Source organism: Roseateles sp. (assembly GCF_965229315.1).
In the GTDB taxonomy this organism is placed as follows: domain Bacteria; phylum Pseudomonadota; class Gammaproteobacteria; order Burkholderiales; family Burkholderiaceae_C; genus Pelomonas.
The window spans coordinates 1070585-1086251 of record NZ_CBDDJA010000002.1; the positions used below are offsets into that span (position 1 = coordinate 1070585).

Sequence of the window (15667 nt, forward strand, 5' to 3'; positions counted from 1 at the left end):
AGTGCAGCGCGAAGGCGCGGTTCTCATCTGTTCGCATGCTCGTCAGCAAGACGGCATCGAACGCTTGTCAGGAGCTTGACGTGAACGACACCAGCATCCCATCAACGCCCAGTGCTTCCACGGGTATGAATCGCCCCGGGTTTCGAGGAGGCTCAACACTCTGAGAGGATTGAGCCATGAGCAAGTCGAACAAGTTCTCGCCCGAGGTGCGTGAGCGCGCGGTGAGGATGGTGCAGGAGCACCGAGGGGGGTACCCGTCGCTGTGGGCAGCCATCGAGTCCATCGCGCCCAAGATCGGCTGCGTGCCGCAGACGCTGAACGAATGGGTCAAGCGTTCGGAGGTCGATGCTGGCGTTCGCGAGGGCGTGACGACCAGCGAGGCCCAACGCGTGAAGGAGCTCGAGCGCGCGGTGCGTGAACTGCGCAAGGCCAACGAGATTCTGAAGCTGGCCAGCGCGTTTTTCGCCCAGGCGGAGCTCGACCGCCGCATCAAGTCCTGAAGGCCTTCGTCGACCAGCATCGCCAGGAGTTCGGGGTCGAGTCGATCTGCAGCGTCTTGCAGATCGCCCCGTCGGCGTATTGGCGCCATGCGGCTCGTCGGCGCAACCCGGTGCTGTGCTCGCGTCGCGCGCAGCGCGATGCGAGCTTGGCGCCTCAAGTCCGGCGCGTCTGGCAGGCCAACATGCAGGTCTACGGCGCCGACAAGGTCTGGCGTCAGCTCAACCGCGAAGGCGTGGTGGTGGCGCGCTGCACCGTCGAGCGGTTGATGCGCCAGCAGGGCCTGCAGGGCGTGCGCCGTGGCAAGGCGGTGCGCACCACCGTCCCCGATCCCAAGGCGCCGTGCCCGCTGGACCGTGTCAACCGGCAGTTCCGTGCCGAGCGGCCCAACCAGCTCTGGGTCTCGGACTTCACCTACGTCTCAACTTGGCAGGGCTGGGTCTACGTGGCGTTCGTGGTGGACGTGTTCAGTCGGCGCATCGTGGGCTGGCGCCAGAGCAGCTCAATGCACACCGAGTTCGTTCTCGACGCGCTGGAACAGGCCTTGTACGACCGCAAGCCCGGCCAAGCGCAAGGCCTGGTACATCACTCGGATCGCGGGTCGCAATACCTGTCTATCCGCTACAGCGAGCGCCTGGCGGAGGCCGGCATCGAATCCTCAGTGGGCTCCAAGGGCGACAGTTACGACAACGCCCTGGCCGAGACCATCAACGGGCTCTACAAGGCGGAGGTCATCCATCGTCGCGGACCGTGGAAGACCAAGCAGGCAGTGGAACTGGCAACGCTGGAGTGGGTGGCTTGGTTCAACCACCACCGATTGATGGAGCCGCTGGGCTACGTCCCGTCGGCCGAGTTCGAGGCCAACTACCATCGACAACGCGCTGGTCAGGCCGCGACCGTCTGACTTAAACCGAAAGGCCTCCGCGATTCCCGGGGCGGTTCAGTATGTCCGCCGGCCTAGTGACTGCGGCGGATGACACCGACCCTGGCGTCGAGCCCGTGGCGGTCAGTTCGTCCAACGCGGGCGACAGCGGCTCCCCGCCTGACACATCTCATTCCGCCTGGGCGGTGCTCGATGACGCCTGGCTGGTGCTGAAGCGCGCCGAGTCCGTTGTGTTGCTGATGGGGCAGGGGCCGGACCTGCCGGAGCAGCACGTCTATGCCGCCGAGGTGGCGTGCGAGCTGCTTGAGAGGTTGAAGGACCAGTTGCGCACGGCTCAGGAATTGGTGCGGCCAGCTCGTAGGTTGGGGTGAGCCCGCAACCCCAACGTTTGACGTCCGAGTTTGTTGGGGTTCACTCCGTTCACCCCAACCTACCGAACCAAATGCGGGATCGGGTTTAGTTCGTAGGTTGGAGTGAGCGCGAACCCCAACGTTTGACCATCCGAACGCGTTGGGGTTCACTGCGTTCACCCCAACCTACGCAAGACGCCATGCGCTACCGCCGCGCTGACACGCCGGGCGCCACTTACTTCTTCACGTTGAATGCGGCGGACCGCAGCGGTCAATTGCTGACGGACCACATTGATGCATTGCGGGCCAGCTTCCGCGCCGTTCGTCGCTCACGCCCTTTCGTCTTGGACGCGATCTGCGTGCTGCCCGACCACCTGCACCTGCTGATGACGCTGCCGCCCGACGACGCGGATTTCGCCACGCGCATCATGCTCATCAAGCAGGGCTTTTCGCGGCGGGTGCCCCAAGGTGAGCGGATCAGCGCGAGCCGGGCAGCCAAGGGCGAGCGAGGGCTTTGGCAGCGGCGCTATTGGGAGCACCTGATTCGCGACGATGCCGACTTCGAACGGCATGTGAACTACATCCACTTCAACCCGGTGAAGCATGGCTGGGTAGAGCAGGCGGTCGATTGGCCGCATTCGAGCATTCATCGGTTCATCCGCGAGGGTGCGATTGACGCCTCGTGGGCGGGTGTTCGGGGTGAGGCCATGGAGGCGGGGGAGTGAGGCGTTGGGGAGCGATGCCGGGAGTGAGGCGCTGGGGTTCGCAGGCTCACCCCAACCTACGGCGGTGATCACGGCTGCGAACGCATCAAGACAAAGGGCCTGCATCGCAGGCCCTTCGTCGTTCAGCAGCGCCCGAGCGCCGCCGCATTCATCACCAGATGACCACCCGCTTGTCCTCGGGCCGCACCATCGCGTCACCCGCCTTGCAGCTGTAGGCCTTGGCGAAGGCCGGCATGTTGGATGGGGCCGCGTTGGTGCGAAAGCCCGCCGGGGCGTGGGTGTCGGTGTTCAGGCGCACCAGCTGCGCCTCGGGGCGGATGTTGCCGGCCCAGACCTTGGCCCAGTTCATGAAGAAGCGCTGGTCGCGGCTCAGGCCGTCGAGCTTGGGGTCGGGCTGGCCGGCCGTGGCCTTGACCATCGCGTCATAGGCCATGTTCAGGCCGCCGAGGTCGCCGATGTTTTCGCCCAGCGTCAGGCGGCCGTTGGCGTGCTTGTCGGGGTACTGCGGCAAGGGCGCGTAGGCGTCGGCCTGGGCCACGAGTTTGTTGGCGCGGGCCTCGAAGCGTTGGCGGTCCTCGGCCGTCCACCAGTTGGCGTTGTTGCCTTCGCCGTCGAACTGGCTGCCCTGGTCGTCGAAGCCGTGGCCGGCCTCGTGGCCGATGACGGCGCCGATGCCGCCGTAGTTGATGGCGTCGTCACCGGTGGCGTAGAAGAAGGGCGGCTGCAGGATGGCGGCGGGGAAGTTGATGGTGTTGGTGGAGGGGCTGTAGTAGGCGTTGACGGTCTGCGGCGTCATGTTCCACTCGTAGCGATCGGTGGCCTTGCCGATCTTGGCCAGGTTGTAGCGCTGGTTGAACTGGCGGGCGGCGCGCAGGTTGGCGTAGTGGCTGTCGGGCTTGACGGTGAGGCCGCTCCAGTCGCGCCACGTGTCCGGGTAGCCGATCTTGGGCAGGAAGGTCTGCCACTTGGCGATGGCCTTGGCCTTGGTCTCGGGGCTCATCCAGTCGAGGTTCTCGATGCGCGCCTTCAGGGCGTTGCGCACGTTGTCCACCAGCTGTTGCGCGCGCACCTTGGCGTCGGGCGTGAAGTACTCCTTCACGTAGAGCTGGCCCAGCGCCTGGCCCATGCTGGCGTTGACGGCGCCGAGTGCGCGCTTCCAGCGCAGCTCCTGCTCGGGCGTGCCGTTGAGGGTCTTGCCGTAGAACGCGAAGTTCTCCTCCTGGAAAGCCTTGGACAGCGCGGGCGAGGCGCCGTCGAGGGTGTGGAAGGCGAAGTAGGCCTGCCATTGCGCCACCGGGGCCTCGGCCAGCAGCTGGTCGAGGGCGGCGAAGAACCTGGGCTGCGACAGCGAGAAGCCACCGGCGGCGTTGACGCCGGCGTCGACCTGCATGACCTTGAAGTACTGGCCCCAGTCCCAGTGCGGGGTGACCTTGTTGGCCTGCTCGACGGTGACGAAGTTGTACTGGTTCTCGGGCTTGCGCAGTTCCACGCGCTGCAGCGACGCGGCGGCCAGTTGGGTCTCCAGCGCCATCACGAGGGCGGCGCGCGACTGCGCCTCTTCGGCCGGGCTGCCGGTCAGCTCGAACAGCCTGGCGATGTGGGCCACATAGGCGGCGCGCAGCTTGGCGTATTCGTCCTTGCTGTAGTACTCGGGGCCGGGCAGGCCCAGGCCGCCCTGGCCGGCAAAGGCGATCTGGCGCTTGGCGTTCTTGTAGTCGGCACTGACGCCGAAGCCGAAGGCGCGCCCCTCGGCGCGGGCATGGGCCTGCTGCAGCCAGGTGACGATGTCGGCGCGCGTCTTCAGCGCATCGATGGCCGCAAGCGCCGGCTGGACGGGCGTGAAGCCGGCGCGCTCGATGGCGGCCTCGTCCATCGCGGCGCGGTAGAGGAAGCCGATCTTCTGCTCGATGGAGCCGGCGGCGGCGCGGTCAGCGTTCTTGGCCGCGTTCTCGACGATGCCGCGCTGCGCGTTCAGGCTCTTGTCGGCCAGCGCGTCGAAGCTGCCCCACCGGCTCTTGTCCGACGGGATGGGGTTGGCCTGGATCCAGCGGTTGTTGGCCCAGGCATTGAAGTCGGTGCAGGCCGACTGGGTGTCGTCCACATCGGGCACGAAATCGGGGACGGCGGCGGCGTGGGCAAGGCCGGCGCAGCACAGGGTGGCAGCCAGGGAGATAGCGCGAAAGGTCAAGAGAGAACTCCGTACGGGGCACAAAACGCAAAGCGTGCACCATAGCCGCGCGCGCGCCGTGCGGGCCATACCGGAAGTCATCGAGCCGTTTGAAAAGTGCGCGGGCCCCGGCTGTGCCGCCCGGGCTGGCCCACCGGTCGGCAGGCGCCAGAAAGCGAAATGCCCGCCGAGGCGGGCACCGCTCAGGCCGGCGCCGGCATCAGCCTCGGCGGCGTGCCCGCCACAAGCCGAGCCCGGCCAGCCCGGCCAAGGCCAGGACCGCGCTCGCCGGCTCCGGCACGGCCGTGACGGCACCGACGCCGATGCCGGCGCCCGTGTTGTCGTAGGCGTAGCCGATGATGGCACGGGCCGGGTCATTGAAGGCCGTGCCGATGGACAGGCGCATCCAGCCGTAGTTCGTCGCGCCGGTGGCCTCGTTGAGGAACGAGAAGCCGATGTAGTTGTTCGTGCTGTTCAGCAGGAAAGCCGTGGCGCCCGTCTCCGTCTGCAGGCCGCCGGGAGACAGTGACGTGCCCAGGCTGGCATTGACCAGCGTGCCCAGCGCCAGGTTGTCGGCCGCCGAGGTCGAGGCGCCCAGGCCGGTCACCACGCCACCGCCCGTGTTGCCCCAGGCGAACAGGCTGCCGCTGCCCCACAGGTTCAGGTCCCACCCCGGCGTGGCGCTCGACGAGGTGCCGGTGGCACCCGTGACCACGTTCAGGTAGATGCCTGCCGTGGAGACGGGGATCGCGATGCTGGTGGTGCCGCTGTACACCACGTCGGCGTGCGCCTGCATCGACGCGACCGATCCGGCGACCAGGGCAAGGGCGGCTGCCACGCCCTTGAGCGTTGAGAGATGGATGACGGGACGGGTCATGGTGAAGGGTTCTCCTGGCAAATGGGTGCGCTGAGTGTGCGAGATGCAGCCGCAGCCGGATGTCCCCCGCATGGATGACATTCCGAGCAAGTTTGATGAGAGGGTTTTCACCTGCACCTGCACCTGCACCTGCACCTGCACCTGCACCTGCACCGGCATCGACATTCAGCCGCAGCAAGGTGGTGGGTCGGGGTGAGCGTAGCGAGCCCCAACGCCCCTTTTCCCGTGTCGGCCGCCATGCCACTGACGTCTGCCAACAAGGCGGTGATGTTGGGGTTCGCAGGCTTACCCCAACCCACGGGGCCCATCGACCCCGGACTTTCCCGGTGTCACTTCGGATACGGCTGGCGCCGTTCGCGACACTCTGGGGCCCGGTCCTTCCATCCCTGCCGCCATGAAACGTCTGCCCCTTCCCCGCACCCTCGTGCTCTGCCTTGGCCTTGCCCTCGGCGGCCACGCCGCCCACGCCCAGCCGCTGCCCACCGTCTGGAACCTCGCCCCCCTCTACGCCAGCGACAGCGACTGGGAATCCGCCCGCAAGGCCCTGCTGGCCGACCTGCCCAAGCTGGCGGCGCTGAAGGGCACGCTGGGCAAGAGCGCGCAGAGCCTGCGCGCCGGGCTGGACGCCATCAGCGCGGCCAACCTGCGTGTCGAACGCCTGCGCGTGTACGCCAGCATGAAGCAGTCCACCGACAACCGGGACACCCAGAACCAGGAGCGCAGCAACCTGGCGGCGCAGCTGGGCGGTGAGTACAGCAGCACCATCGCGTGGCTGGAGCCCGAGATCCAGTCGCTGGGCGAGGCCAAGGTCGCGGCGTTCGTGAAGGCCGAGCCGGGGCTGAAGAAGCATGCCGAGCACCTGCGCAACAGCCTGCGCCAGGCCAGGCACACGCTGAGCGCCGAGAGCGAAGCCGTGATCGCGGCGCTGGGCCCGGTGCGCGAAGCCACGGGCGAGGTGCGCACCTTGCTGTTCAACGCCAACACCCAGTGGCCCGAGCTGACGGTCAACGGCAAGACCGAGCGCGTGACCGACACCAAGTACGGCCTGCTGCGGCAGAACCCCGACCGCGCGGTGCGCAAGCAGGTGTTCGACGCCTTCTTCGGCGCGATAGCCCAGTACGAGGACACCTACGGCGTGACGCTGGGCAACGTGGTGCAGGACGACACCATCATGGCCAGGCTGCGCCGCTACCCCAGCGCCGTGGCCATGAGCCTGGGCGCCGAGGAAATCCCCGAGGCCGTGTACCGCACGCTGGTGGCCGAGGTGCACAAGGGCCTGCCCACGCTGCACCGCTACTTCAAGCTGCGCCAGAAGATGCTGGGACTGCCGGACCTGCACTACTACGACATCTACCCGGCCCTGGTCACGCAGAACAAGCAATACAGCCTGGACGATGCCGCCGCGCTGACGCTGGCCGCCACCCAGCCGCTGGGCGACGACTACCAGGCCCTGCTGGCGAAGGCCTTCAAGGGCAACACCATGCACGCCATGCCGGCGCCCGGCAAACGCGGCGGGGCCTACCAGGACGGCGTGTACGGCGCGCCGCCCTTCGTGTTCCTGAACCACCAGGGCGAGTTCGAGTCGGTCAGCACGTTCGCGCACGAGTGGGGCCACGCCATGCACACGGCCATGGCCAACCGCGCGCAGCCGTACGAGACGGCGAACTATTCGCTGTTCATCGCCGAGATCGCCTCCACCGCCAACGAGGTGCTGCTGAGCCACTACATGCGCGGGCAGGCCACCAGCAAGGAAGAAAAGCTCTACCAGCTGGGCTATGCGCTGGAGCGCCTGCGCGGCACGTTCTTCCGCCAGGCCATGTTCGGCGAGTTCGAGCTGAACACGCACGACGCCGCCGCCAGGGGCGAGGCGCTGAACGGCAAGCGCATGACGGAGATCTACTGCAAGCTGTTGAAGGACTACCACGGCGACGCCGCCGGGGTGATGAAGATCGACCCGGCGTACTGCCAGGAATGGGCCTTCATCCCGCACTTCTACCGGCCGTTCTACGTGTACCAGTACGCCACGTCGATCACCGCGGCGCTGCACTTCGCCGAAGACATCCTGGCCGCCAAGCCCGGCGCCCGCGACAACTACCTGAGGCTGCTGGCCGGCGGTGGCTCGGTGGCGCCCTACCAGGCGCTGAAGAACGCAGGCTTGGACATGGCGACCCCCGCGCCCTACCAGGCCGTCATCAAGCGCATGGACAGCATCATGGACGAGATGGAGGCGCTGTTGGCGGCCCAGTGACGAGCCAGTGCGACCCGGCGCCAGCCCCCCATCACTGGTCGTACCGCACCGCCTTGACCTGAAGCTGCGGCGCCTGCCAGGCGTAGCTCGGGCTGAGGACATCCAGCTCGGACGCCTGGCCTCGCCACTGCAGGCCCATCAACGACGCCAGTGTCCAGCCGGCCCAGTCGGCTCGGAACGGCCGACTCGTGATGGCTGCGTCGAACGGTGCGGCGCTGCGCCAAAGAAGCGCGGGGATGCGATAGCCCGCTGCGGTGGAAGGGCTGTGCCCTGCGAAGACCCGTTCGTGGCCGACTTCCTGGCCGTGATCTGACAGAAACATCCAGGAAGCGTGCCCGCCGCCTGGCGTGTGATGGCGGGACAGCCGCAAGGTCTCGGCAACGACGGAGTCGTGGTAGCGGATGGCCGTGTCATACGAGCGCCGCGCCGCGCGCAGCCAAGCCGGCTTGCCGCGGCGCATCATGTCGCGCTCGACGCCGTCCGTCTCTTCTGCAAAGGGCGTGAAGTCTGCGGGTGCGCGAAGGCGGTAGTGCGGGTGCGCGCCCAGCAGGTGAACGATGATCAGTTTGCGGGGTGCGGGATCGATCAACGCTTCTTTCAGGCAGTCCAGCAACTCACCGTCGAGCATGGCGGTGGAACGGCCGGGCTCCCGGTTGATCATCTCGAGGCTGTCGGCGAGCCGCGCATGCTGCTGCTCGATCGCGACATCGTCGTGGTTGCTCATCCACCAGACCCGATAGCCCGCCGCGCGCGCCAGCGCCAGCAGGTGATGGGTCTTGTTGACAGGGTCGTCCTCGTCCCGCGCGCCGAAGCTGAACAGGCCGCTCAACGAGGCCAGCGTGCTGGGCTGCACGGACCAGGCATGCTGCAGTTTCAGGAACTGCCCCCGTTCGGCAGCGGCGAGCTGGGCCAGGTGCGGCGTGGTGTCGCGCGAGTAGCCGTACAGACCCATGTTGTCGCGGTTGATGCTGTCGGTCAGCACGAGGACAACGGTCGAAGGCCCTGTCATCGACGTTCGGGCACCTGCCGCAAGGGCATTCGCGAGCAGCTTGGCACGCTCGTTTTCCTGATTCGACCAGGCCGAACGCAGCTCGCCCACGGACGCCACCCAGTTCGGCCAGAACAACACCGGGTGATGGCGGCGCCAGGGTTTGCTCAGCAGCCCGGCAAGACACAGCGCCATCAGCACGGCGAACACCCATCGAGAACGCAAGCGGAGGGGCTCGCTGCGGCGATTGGCCGCGCCGACGAGCGCTGCCACCAGCCACAGCGAAGCGATCAATGCCGCCCCGCCGCCCGCCAGCGTGAGTGCTTGCGAGGACGCGTATTCGAGCGCCTCGCGAGGCGTCGTGTTGGCCACGGCTGCCAGCACCAGCGAGCTTTCCGGAGAAGCCTGGTAGTGCATGCGCATGAAGGCGCGGACGGCACCGTCGATGAGGAACAGGCCGATCAGCAGGCCAGCCACCGCGAACCGCAACGAGCGCCACCGGGTGGACTTGAGGGGCCACAGCAGCCACAGCACGGCCGGCAGCGCGAGCACGACGACCTGGGCCACCCGACGCCCTTCGTAGCCGGCGACCGCGGCGAGCGTGACGAGCGCGAGCAGCGACAGCGAAGCCACCGGCACTGACAACCGCTTGGGAAGATGGAAACGGAACATGCTTCAGGAATCAGGGGGAGTGGGCGAGAGGTTCGTGCCAGGCAAGTGACAGGGGACTCAGCGTGTCGTGATCATGCGCACGCCCAGGCCGATGAACACCGTCCCCGCCAGCCGATCCAGCAATTTTCCCAGGCTGGGCCGGCGGTTCAGCCAGGCGCCGATGCCACCGGAGAAGTAGCCCAGCAGCCCGAAGAGCACCGCCGCCTGCGCGGTGAACAGCACGCCCAGCAGCCCCAGTTGCCACGCCACCTGGCCCTGCTGCGCGACGACGAACTGCGGCAGGAAGGACAGGAAGAACAGCACCACCTTGGGGTTGATCGCGTTGGCAACCAGCCCCTTCACGAACAGCTGGCGCAGCGGCGTCTCCGCCAGTGCCTCCCCGCCCACGCGCACGGCGCCGGCATGCCGCCAGGCCTGCACGCCCATCCACAGCAGGTAGGCGCCGCCGGCCGCCTTCAACGCCGTGAACGCGACGGGCGATGCCGCCACCAGCGCGCTGACGCCCACCACGGCGAGCAACGTGTGGCTGAGGCAACCCAGAGCGCAGCCCAGGCCGAAGGCCATGCCCGCCCGCCGGCCGCGCGACATGCCCATGCTGAGCACCATCAGGTTGTCCGGCCCGGGCGTCGCGGTGAGCATGATGGCGGTGGCGAGGAAGGCGAGGGCTTGGGCGGCGGTCAGCATGGGCGGATGCTAAGCGGGCCCAACCGGTGGGCCATGTGCTCCTGCGCAGGGCACAGAATGCCGGCATGCAGGTCCGCCACCGAAGACTCCTCATCCTCACGCGCCGCCACCCCTCGGCCATCCTGCTGGTCGTGCAGCTCGCCGGCCTGCTGCTCTACCCGCTGCTGGAAACGACGCGCGCCGGCCCCTTGGCGCTGAGCGCCTTCGGCATCGCGGTGCTGATCTTCACCACCGGCATGGTGCGACGCACGCCGGGTCTCACGTGGCTGAGCGTGTGCCTGGCGCTGCCGGCCATCGTCCTGCTGGTGCTCCAGGGGGTGTGGCAGATGCACTGGCTGCTGCCCTGGTCCGCCGCGCTGGAGGCGCTGTTCTATTTCTACGCGGCCGGCAGCCTCGTCGCCTACATGCTGGGCGACATGCGCGCGACGACGGACGAGCTGTTCGCGGCCGGCGCCACCTTCACGCTGCTGGCCTGGGGCTTTGCCTACAGCTTCGAGGTGCTGCAGGCCGTGCAGCCGGGCAGTTTCATGGCGGCGGTCAACGCCGAGCAGCCGCGCACCTGGTCGGAGCTGATGTTCCTGAGCTTCGCGTTGCTGTCCAGCACAGGCATCGGCGACGTCATCCCGGTGCGGCCTCTGGCGCGTGCGGTGGCGAGCCTGGAGATGTTCGTCGGCGTGATGTACCTGGCCGCGGTGGTGTCGCGGCTGATCGGGCTGACGCTGCTGCGGCGCTGATCCGCGCCAGCCCGGCATCCACGTCGCCACGCAACGCCCCCCGGCTTGACACCCGCTGCCGCACCAGGACACTCGCATCTGCCCGCCCGCCGCCAGCCCATGTCGCCCACGCTCACCTTGCGCCACTACGGCCCGTCCCGCGGCAGCCATGCGCACGACCATGCCCAGGTGCTGTGGACGCTGGACGGTGCGCTGGAACTGGAAATGGACGGCCGCGGCCAGCGGCTGGCGGCGGGGCAGGGCCTGCTGATCCCGCCCGGTGCGCTGCACGACTTCGAGGCGCCGCAGGGCAGCCAGTGCCTGGTGCTGGACACAGCCGACCCCGCCTGGGCCGCCCGCGCGCCCGCGCCTGAGCACGCGCAGCCGGTGGACCATTTGGTGCGCTTCCTGGCCGCGTCGCTGCAGCAGGGCCTGCCGGTGTCGCAGGCGCTGGCCGTGCAGTTGCTGGCCCAGGCCTGGGGGCCGGGCGAGGTGCGCGCGGTGCTGCGCAGCGGCCGGGCCATCGACTGGGCCGGCCTGCGGCGCTGGCTGCAGACGCGCCTGGCCGCGCCGCTGACCGTGGCCGACCTGGCCGCCCGGGCGGGCCTGGCCGAGAGCCAGTTCCGCGCCCGTTGCCTGGCGGCCACCGGGCTCACGCCCATGCAGTGGCTGCGCGCGCAGCGGCTGGCGCGGGCCCGCGAGCTGCGCGCCGCCGGCCTGCCCGTGGCGCTGGTGGCGCAGCGCGTGGGCTACGACTCGCCCTCGGCGCTGACGGCGGCGCTGCGGCGCGGCGCCGGCCCCGCCGCCTGACGGCGACCGCTGGCGCGCGACGACCGCCCGGCGTTGCGCGACGACGCAGCGCCGAGACTGGCCGGCATGCTGAACAAAGCCGACCGAGCTGATCTCCTGGCCCTCGCGGCCATCCTGATGTGGGCCTCGCTCGCCACACTGGGCGTCTCGCTCGCGCATGTGCCGCCCTTCCTGCTGACGGGCCTGGGGCTGCTGGTGGGCAGCGCGCTGGCGCTGCCGCTGTCACGCTGGCGGTGGCAGGCCTGGGTGCTGCCGTGGCGCACGCTGGCGCTGGGGGTCTACGGCCTGTTCGGCTTTCACCTGCTGTTGTTCATGGCGCTGCGCACCGCGCCGGCGCTGCAGGCCAACCTCATCAACTACCTGTGGCCGCTGGGCATGGTGGTGCTGGCACCCGTGCTGCTGCCGGGCCTGCGCTGGCGCGCGGCGCAGGTGGGCGCGGCGCTGCTGGGCTTTGCGGGTGCGGCGGTGGTCATCCTCGGCCGGGCTGGGGGCGAAGCGAGTGGCGGCTGGCATGCGGGCTATGCGCTGGCGCTGGGCTCGGCGCTGGTGTGGAGCAGCTACTCGCTGCTGACGCGCCGCGTGCCGGCCTTCCCGACCAGCGCGGTGGGCAGCTTCGCGGCCGTGTCGGGCCTGCTGTCGCTGGCCTGCCATGCGCTGTGGGAGCCTGCGGTGGACCTGAGCGCACGCGATGCCCTGCTGATCGTCGCGCTGGGCCTGGGGCCGCTGGGCGGTGCGTTCTTCCTGTGGGACGCGGCGCTGAAGGCCGGCGACCCGCGCCGCATCGGGCTGCTGGCCTTCCTCACGCCGCTGCTGTCCACGGCGGTGGTGCTGGTCGCCACGGGCCAGGCGCTGACGGCGTCGCTGGCGCTGGGCGGGCTGATGATCGTCGGCGCCGCCGTGTGGGGCAGCCGCGAGGCGGGCTGAGCCTCAGTCGCGGAACGATGGCGCGGCGCCCTTGCCGGCCATCATGGCCTGGGTCAGGTCCTCGCTCATCAGCATCGCGGCGTTCCAGGTGGCGATGTAGTTCAGGCCGTCGGGCACCGAGTGGTCGCGGGCGTAGTTCAGCATCTCCTTGGTGCCGCGGATGGACAGCGGCGACTTGGCGGCGATGCTCGCGGCGATGTCGCGCACGCCAGCCTGCAGCGCCTCGCGGCTGTCGAACACGCGGTTGACGAGGCCCACCTCGCGCGCTTCGGCGGCGTCCATGCGCCGGCCGGTGTAGGCCAGCTCGCGCACCAGGCCCTGCGAGCCGACGATCTTGGGCAGGCGCTGCAGCGTGCCCACGTCGGCCACCATGCCGATGTCGATCTCCTTGATGGAGAAGTAGGCGTCTGCCGAGCAGTAGCGCATGTCGGCGCAGGTGATGAGGTCGATGCCGCCGCCCACGCAGGCGCCGTGGATGGCCGCGAGCACGGGCTTGCGGCAGCGCTCCAGGCTGGTCAGCGTGTCCTGCATGTCCAGGATGACGCGGCGCAGGCCTTCGCGGGTGCGGCCGTCGCAGGGGTCCTGGATCTGCGGCGCGATGCCCATCATCATCTGCAGGTCGATGCCGGCGGTGAAGTGTTTGCCTTCGCCTTCCAGCACCGCCACCCGGGCCTCGGGCTGGCCGTCGATCCAGTCGAACGCGCGGCGGATGTCCTGCCACATGACGGCGTTCATCGCGTTGGCCTTGTCGGGCCGGTTCAGGCGGACGGTGGCGATATGGTCCTGGATGGAGACGATGAGGGTGTCGAGTTGCATGGTGATCGGGTCAGCGTGGGGCGGTGTGCTCGCGCAGCCATTGCGCCAGCGCGGCTTCGTCGGTGTCGCCGGCGGCGACGGAGAGCATGGTCAACGTGGCGTCAGCCTGCGAAGCGGTCAGCCACCAGCCATTGAGGAACAGGAACAGGCCGATGGACAGGAAGGCCGCGCGCTTGTTGCCGTCAACGAAGGGGTGGTTCTTCGCGAGGCCCACGCCGTAGCTGGCTGCGAGGTCGAAGACGTCCGGCGAGCCGTAGTGAGCGAGGTTGGGCGGCCGCGCGAAGGCAGATTCCAGGAGGCCTTCGTCACGTAACCCGGCCGTGCCGCCGTGCTCGCGCAGGCTCTCGCCGTGCAGCAGTTCCAGCGCGCGGCGATCAATCCAGATCCAGCTCATTTAGCGAGCTGGTGAAAGGTGTCCTTGAACTCTCGCATGAACTCACGGCCCGCTTCGATCTGGGCTTCGATGCCCGGGTCGTAGGGCGTCAGCGTGACGCCGTTGGCCGCCTCGGTCAGATACAAGGTGTCTCCCTTCTCCACCTTCAACCTTGCCAGCACCTCCTTGGGCAGGATGACGCCGACCGAGTTGCCGATTTGCGTGAGCTTGAGTGCACTCATGGATTGACTCCGTTATAACGTTTGTAATACTAGCCGGCGTTTCTGCCCATCACAAGCCCGAGGCCCCGCCATGAAACGCCGCAACTTCCTCAGCGCCGCGCCGGCGCTGTCAGCCGCGACGGCCGCCACCGCCGCCGCCGGACCCGCCGCCTTGACCGCTTCCGCCGCCGCGCCCCCCGATTTCCGCTGGACCGAGCTGACCGCCGCCGAGGCGAGCCGGCAGATGGCCGATGGCAGGCTCACCTCGTTGGCGCTGACGCAGGCCTACCTCGCGCGCATCGCCGCCGTGGACCGCGCCGGCCCGAAGCTGAACAGCGTCATCGAGCTGAACCCGGACGCTGAAAGCCTGGCCGCCGCGCTGGACGCCGAGCGCGCCGCCGGCAAGCTGCGCGGCCCGCTGCACGGGCTGCCGGTGCTGCTCAAGGACAACATCGCCACACACGATCGCATGTCCAACACGGGCGGTTCCATCGCGCTGGCCGGCGTGGCCGTGCCCAGGGACGCGACGCTGGTGGCGCGGCTGCGCGAGGCCGGCGCGGTCATCCTGGGCAAGACGAATCTCTCCGAGTGGGCCAACTTCCGCGGCAAGGCCTCGGTCAGTGGCTGGAGCAGCCGCGGCGGCCAGACCGTCAACCCCTATGCGCTGGACCGCTCGCCCAGCGGCTCGTCGTCCGGCACCGGCGCCGCGCTGGCCGCCAACCTGGCGCTGCTGGGCGTGGGCACGGAGACGGACGGCTCGGTCACGTCGCCGTGCTCGCTGCAGGCGCTGGTGGGCGTGAAGCCCACGGTGGGCCTGGTGTCGCGGCACGGTGTGATCCCCATCGCGTTCTCGCAGGACACCGCCGGCCCGATGTGCCGCAGCGTGGCCGACGCCGCGCTGCTGCTGTGGGCCATGGCCGGTGTGGACCCGGCCGACCCGGTGACGAAGACGCAGCAGGGCCGCTTCGACCGCGACGCGCTGCTGCAGCTGCCGCCCGGGGCGCTCAAGGGCAAGCGCCTGGGCGTGGCGGTCAACCTGGCGGAAGGCCATGGCCGCGCGACGGTGGCGCTGTTCGAGGCCGCGCTGCAGGCACTGGAGGCGGCCGGCGCGACGCTGGTGCGCGAGCCGCTGCCACAGCTCCCGGCCATGGGCGCGGGCGAGCTGGACGTGCTGGTGTACGAGATGGCGCCCGCGATGGCCGACTACCTGCGCGAGTTCGCGCCGGGCGGCCCGTTCAAGACCATCGCCGACCTCGTGGCCTTCAACCAGTCGCACCCCGAAACGCTGGCACTGTTCGGCCAGGAGTGGTTCGAGGCCTCGGCAGCATCTGCCATGGCCGGTGGCATCAAAGCGCCCAAGTACCTGAAGTCGCTCGCCACCGGCCAGCGCGCGGCGCGGGCGCAGGGCATCGACGCGATGCTGAAGAAGCACAGGCTCGACGCCATCGTCGCGCCCACGTCCGGCCCGGCCTGGCTGATCGACCCCGTCAAGGGCGACCAGGACGGGACGCCCTCGGCCACGACGCCTGCCGCCGTCGCCGGCTATCCCCACGTGACTGTGCCCATGGGCCAGGTCAGCGGCCTGCCAGTGGGGCTGTCCTTCTTCGGCACGGCCTGGGCGGACGCCAAGCTGCTGGCGCTGGCCGCCGACTACGAGCAGCGCACCCAGTTGCGCCGCGAACCCCTGTTCAAGCCCACGGCATCCGCCTGAAGGCACA

At 69.1% G+C, this 15667-nt stretch carries 15 protein-coding genes and 1 other annotated feature; of the genes, 8 read left to right on the plus strand and 7 right to left on the minus strand.

From position 1 onward, the window contains the following. Positions 1 to 176 precede the first annotated feature (176 nt). From ACO07H_RS09705 to ACO07H_RS09715, 3 genes are all read left to right on the plus strand, one after another. Positions 177 to 1402, plus strand: a protein-coding gene (locus tag ACO07H_RS09705; protein ID WP_422013510.1) for an IS3 family transposase whose coding sequence is annotated in 2 segments (ribosomal slippage) — positions 177 to 465 and positions 465 to 1402 — 1227 coding nt in all. Because the reading frame shifts where the segments join, the coding sequence is not laid out codon by codon here. After that, positions 455 to 571 (plus strand) — a sequence feature (AL1L pseudoknot). It overlaps the preceding gene by 117 nt. 41 nt (positions 1403 to 1443) lie before the next feature. Continuing rightward, positions 1444 to 1752: a hypothetical protein gene (locus ACO07H_RS09710; RefSeq protein ID WP_422013512.1), complete on the plus strand. Its 309-nt coding sequence runs from the start codon at positions 1444 to 1446 to the stop codon at positions 1750 to 1752. Between the two features lie 179 nt (positions 1753 to 1931). Next, a complete protein-coding gene (locus ACO07H_RS09715) occupies positions 1932 to 2456 on the plus strand; it encodes an REP-associated tyrosine transposase (protein WP_422013514.1) in 525 nt (174 codons plus the stop codon). A 151-nt stretch (positions 2457 to 2607) separates the two neighbouring features. On the opposite strand, the gene ACO07H_RS09720 is transcribed toward ACO07H_RS09715, so the two are convergent. Both ACO07H_RS09720 and ACO07H_RS09725 read right to left on the minus strand, forming a co-directional pair. Then, a complete protein-coding gene (locus ACO07H_RS09720) occupies positions 2608 to 4644 on the minus strand; it encodes a M13 family metallopeptidase (protein WP_422013516.1) in 2037 nt (678 codons plus the stop codon). A 199-nt stretch (positions 4645 to 4843) separates the two neighbouring features. Further along, complete coding sequence (locus ACO07H_RS09725) at positions 4844 to 5500, minus strand: PEP-CTERM sorting domain-containing protein (protein WP_422013518.1); 657 nt, start codon at positions 5498 to 5500, stop codon at positions 4844 to 4846. 394 nt (positions 5501 to 5894) lie between these two features. On the opposite strand from ACO07H_RS09725, the gene pepF reads away from it, so the two are divergent. Further along, complete coding sequence (pepF, locus tag ACO07H_RS09730) at positions 5895 to 7748, plus strand: oligoendopeptidase F (RefSeq protein ID WP_422013520.1); 1854 nt, start codon at positions 5895 to 5897, stop codon at positions 7746 to 7748. Between the two features lie 31 nt (positions 7749 to 7779). Here the strand turns inward: pepF and ACO07H_RS09735 are convergent, their stop codons facing one another. Together ACO07H_RS09735 and ACO07H_RS09740 are read right to left on the minus strand one after the other, a co-directional pair. Further along, positions 7780 to 9408 carry a sulfatase-like hydrolase/transferase gene (locus ACO07H_RS09735; protein WP_422013522.1) on the minus strand — a complete coding sequence of 543 codons (1629 nt, stop codon included), beginning with the start codon at positions 9406 to 9408 and terminating at the stop codon, positions 7780 to 7782. A 57-nt stretch (positions 9409 to 9465) separates the two neighbouring features. After that, entirely contained in the window at positions 9466 to 10092 is a 627-nt protein-coding gene (locus ACO07H_RS09740; protein WP_422013524.1) for a LysE family translocator, read from the minus strand. Positions 10093 to 10157: 65 nt separating this feature from the next. Here ACO07H_RS09740 and ACO07H_RS09745 point away from each other — a divergent pair, with 65 nt between their 5' ends. The 3 genes from ACO07H_RS09745 (at position 10158) to ACO07H_RS09755 (ending at position 12539) form a co-directional block, all read left to right on the plus strand. Continuing rightward, positions 10158 to 10826, plus strand: a complete 669-nt coding sequence (locus ACO07H_RS09745) for an ion channel (RefSeq protein ID WP_422013526.1) — start codon at positions 10158 to 10160, stop codon at positions 10824 to 10826. Positions 10827 to 10925: 99 nt separating this feature from the next. Beyond that, on the plus strand, positions 10926 to 11615 hold the full coding sequence (locus ACO07H_RS09750) for a helix-turn-helix domain-containing protein (RefSeq protein ID WP_422013528.1): 690 nt from the start codon (positions 10926 to 10928) through the stop codon (positions 11613 to 11615). Positions 11616 to 11681: 66 nt separating this feature from the next. Continuing rightward, positions 11682 to 12539: a DMT family transporter gene (locus ACO07H_RS09755; protein ID WP_422013530.1), complete on the plus strand. Its 858-nt coding sequence runs from the start codon at positions 11682 to 11684 to the stop codon at positions 12537 to 12539. Between the two features lie 3 nt (positions 12540 to 12542). Here ACO07H_RS09755 and ACO07H_RS09760 read toward each other — a convergent pair whose 3' ends face one another. Genes ACO07H_RS09760 through ACO07H_RS09770 form a run of 3 tightly spaced genes read right to left on the minus strand, consistent with a single transcriptional unit; the run spans position 12543 to position 13970 of the window. Continuing rightward, positions 12543 to 13355, minus strand: a complete 813-nt coding sequence (locus ACO07H_RS09760; RefSeq protein ID WP_422013532.1) for a crotonase/enoyl-CoA hydratase family protein — start codon at positions 13353 to 13355, stop codon at positions 12543 to 12545. Between the two features lie 10 nt (positions 13356 to 13365). After that, entirely contained in the window at positions 13366 to 13749 is a 384-nt protein-coding gene (locus ACO07H_RS09765) for a type II toxin-antitoxin system death-on-curing family toxin (protein WP_422013534.1), read from the minus strand. Then, positions 13746 to 13970 carry an AbrB/MazE/SpoVT family DNA-binding domain-containing protein gene (locus tag ACO07H_RS09770; RefSeq protein ID WP_422013536.1) on the minus strand — a complete coding sequence of 75 codons (225 nt, stop codon included), beginning with the start codon at positions 13968 to 13970 and terminating at the stop codon, positions 13746 to 13748. Before ACO07H_RS09770 ends, ACO07H_RS09765 begins: the two co-directional genes overlap by 4 nt. 70 nt (positions 13971 to 14040) lie before the next feature. Between ACO07H_RS09770 and ACO07H_RS09775 the strand changes: the two genes are divergently transcribed. Then, the gene (locus tag ACO07H_RS09775; RefSeq protein ID WP_422013538.1) at positions 14041 to 15660 is read left to right on the plus strand and encodes an amidase; all 1620 of its coding nucleotides are present in this window, start codon (positions 14041 to 14043) and stop codon (positions 15658 to 15660) included. The last annotated feature ends 7 nt before the right edge of the window (positions 15661 to 15667 follow it).

What these genes read in the sequence shown, in the direction of transcription:
- ACO07H_RS09710 (WP_422013512.1), top strand. Translation starts at nt 1,444, where the DNA reads ATGTCCGCCGGCCTAGTGACTGCGGCGGATGACACCGACCCTGGCGTC.
- ACO07H_RS09715 (WP_422013514.1), top strand. Translation starts at nt 1,932, where the DNA reads ATGCGCTACCGCCGCGCTGACACGCCGGGCGCCACTTACTTCTTCACG.
- ACO07H_RS09725 (WP_422013518.1), bottom strand. Translation starts at nt 5,500, where the DNA reads ATGACCCGTCCCGTCATCCATCTCTCAACGCTCAAGGGCGTGGCAGCC.
- pepF (WP_422013520.1), top strand. Translation starts at nt 5,895, where the DNA reads ATGAAACGTCTGCCCCTTCCCCGCACCCTCGTGCTCTGCCTTGGCCTT.
- ACO07H_RS09735 (WP_422013522.1), bottom strand. Translation starts at nt 9,408, where the DNA reads ATGTTCCGTTTCCATCTTCCCAAGCGGTTGTCAGTGCCGGTGGCTTCG.
- ACO07H_RS09740 (WP_422013524.1), bottom strand. Translation starts at nt 10,092, where the DNA reads ATGCTGACCGCCGCCCAAGCCCTCGCCTTCCTCGCCACCGCCATCATG.
- ACO07H_RS09745 (WP_422013526.1), top strand. Translation starts at nt 10,158, where the DNA reads ATGCAGGTCCGCCACCGAAGACTCCTCATCCTCACGCGCCGCCACCCC.
- ACO07H_RS09750 (WP_422013528.1), top strand. Translation starts at nt 10,926, where the DNA reads ATGTCGCCCACGCTCACCTTGCGCCACTACGGCCCGTCCCGCGGCAGC.
- ACO07H_RS09755 (WP_422013530.1), top strand. Translation starts at nt 11,682, where the DNA reads ATGCTGAACAAAGCCGACCGAGCTGATCTCCTGGCCCTCGCGGCCATC.
- ACO07H_RS09760 (WP_422013532.1), bottom strand. Translation starts at nt 13,355, where the DNA reads ATGCAACTCGACACCCTCATCGTCTCCATCCAGGACCATATCGCCACC.
- ACO07H_RS09765 (WP_422013534.1), bottom strand. Translation starts at nt 13,749, where the DNA reads ATGAGCTGGATCTGGATTGATCGCCGCGCGCTGGAACTGCTGCACGGC.
- ACO07H_RS09770 (WP_422013536.1), bottom strand. Translation starts at nt 13,970, where the DNA reads ATGAGTGCACTCAAGCTCACGCAAATCGGCAACTCGGTCGGCGTCATC.
- ACO07H_RS09775 (WP_422013538.1), top strand. Translation starts at nt 14,041, where the DNA reads ATGAAACGCCGCAACTTCCTCAGCGCCGCGCCGGCGCTGTCAGCCGCG.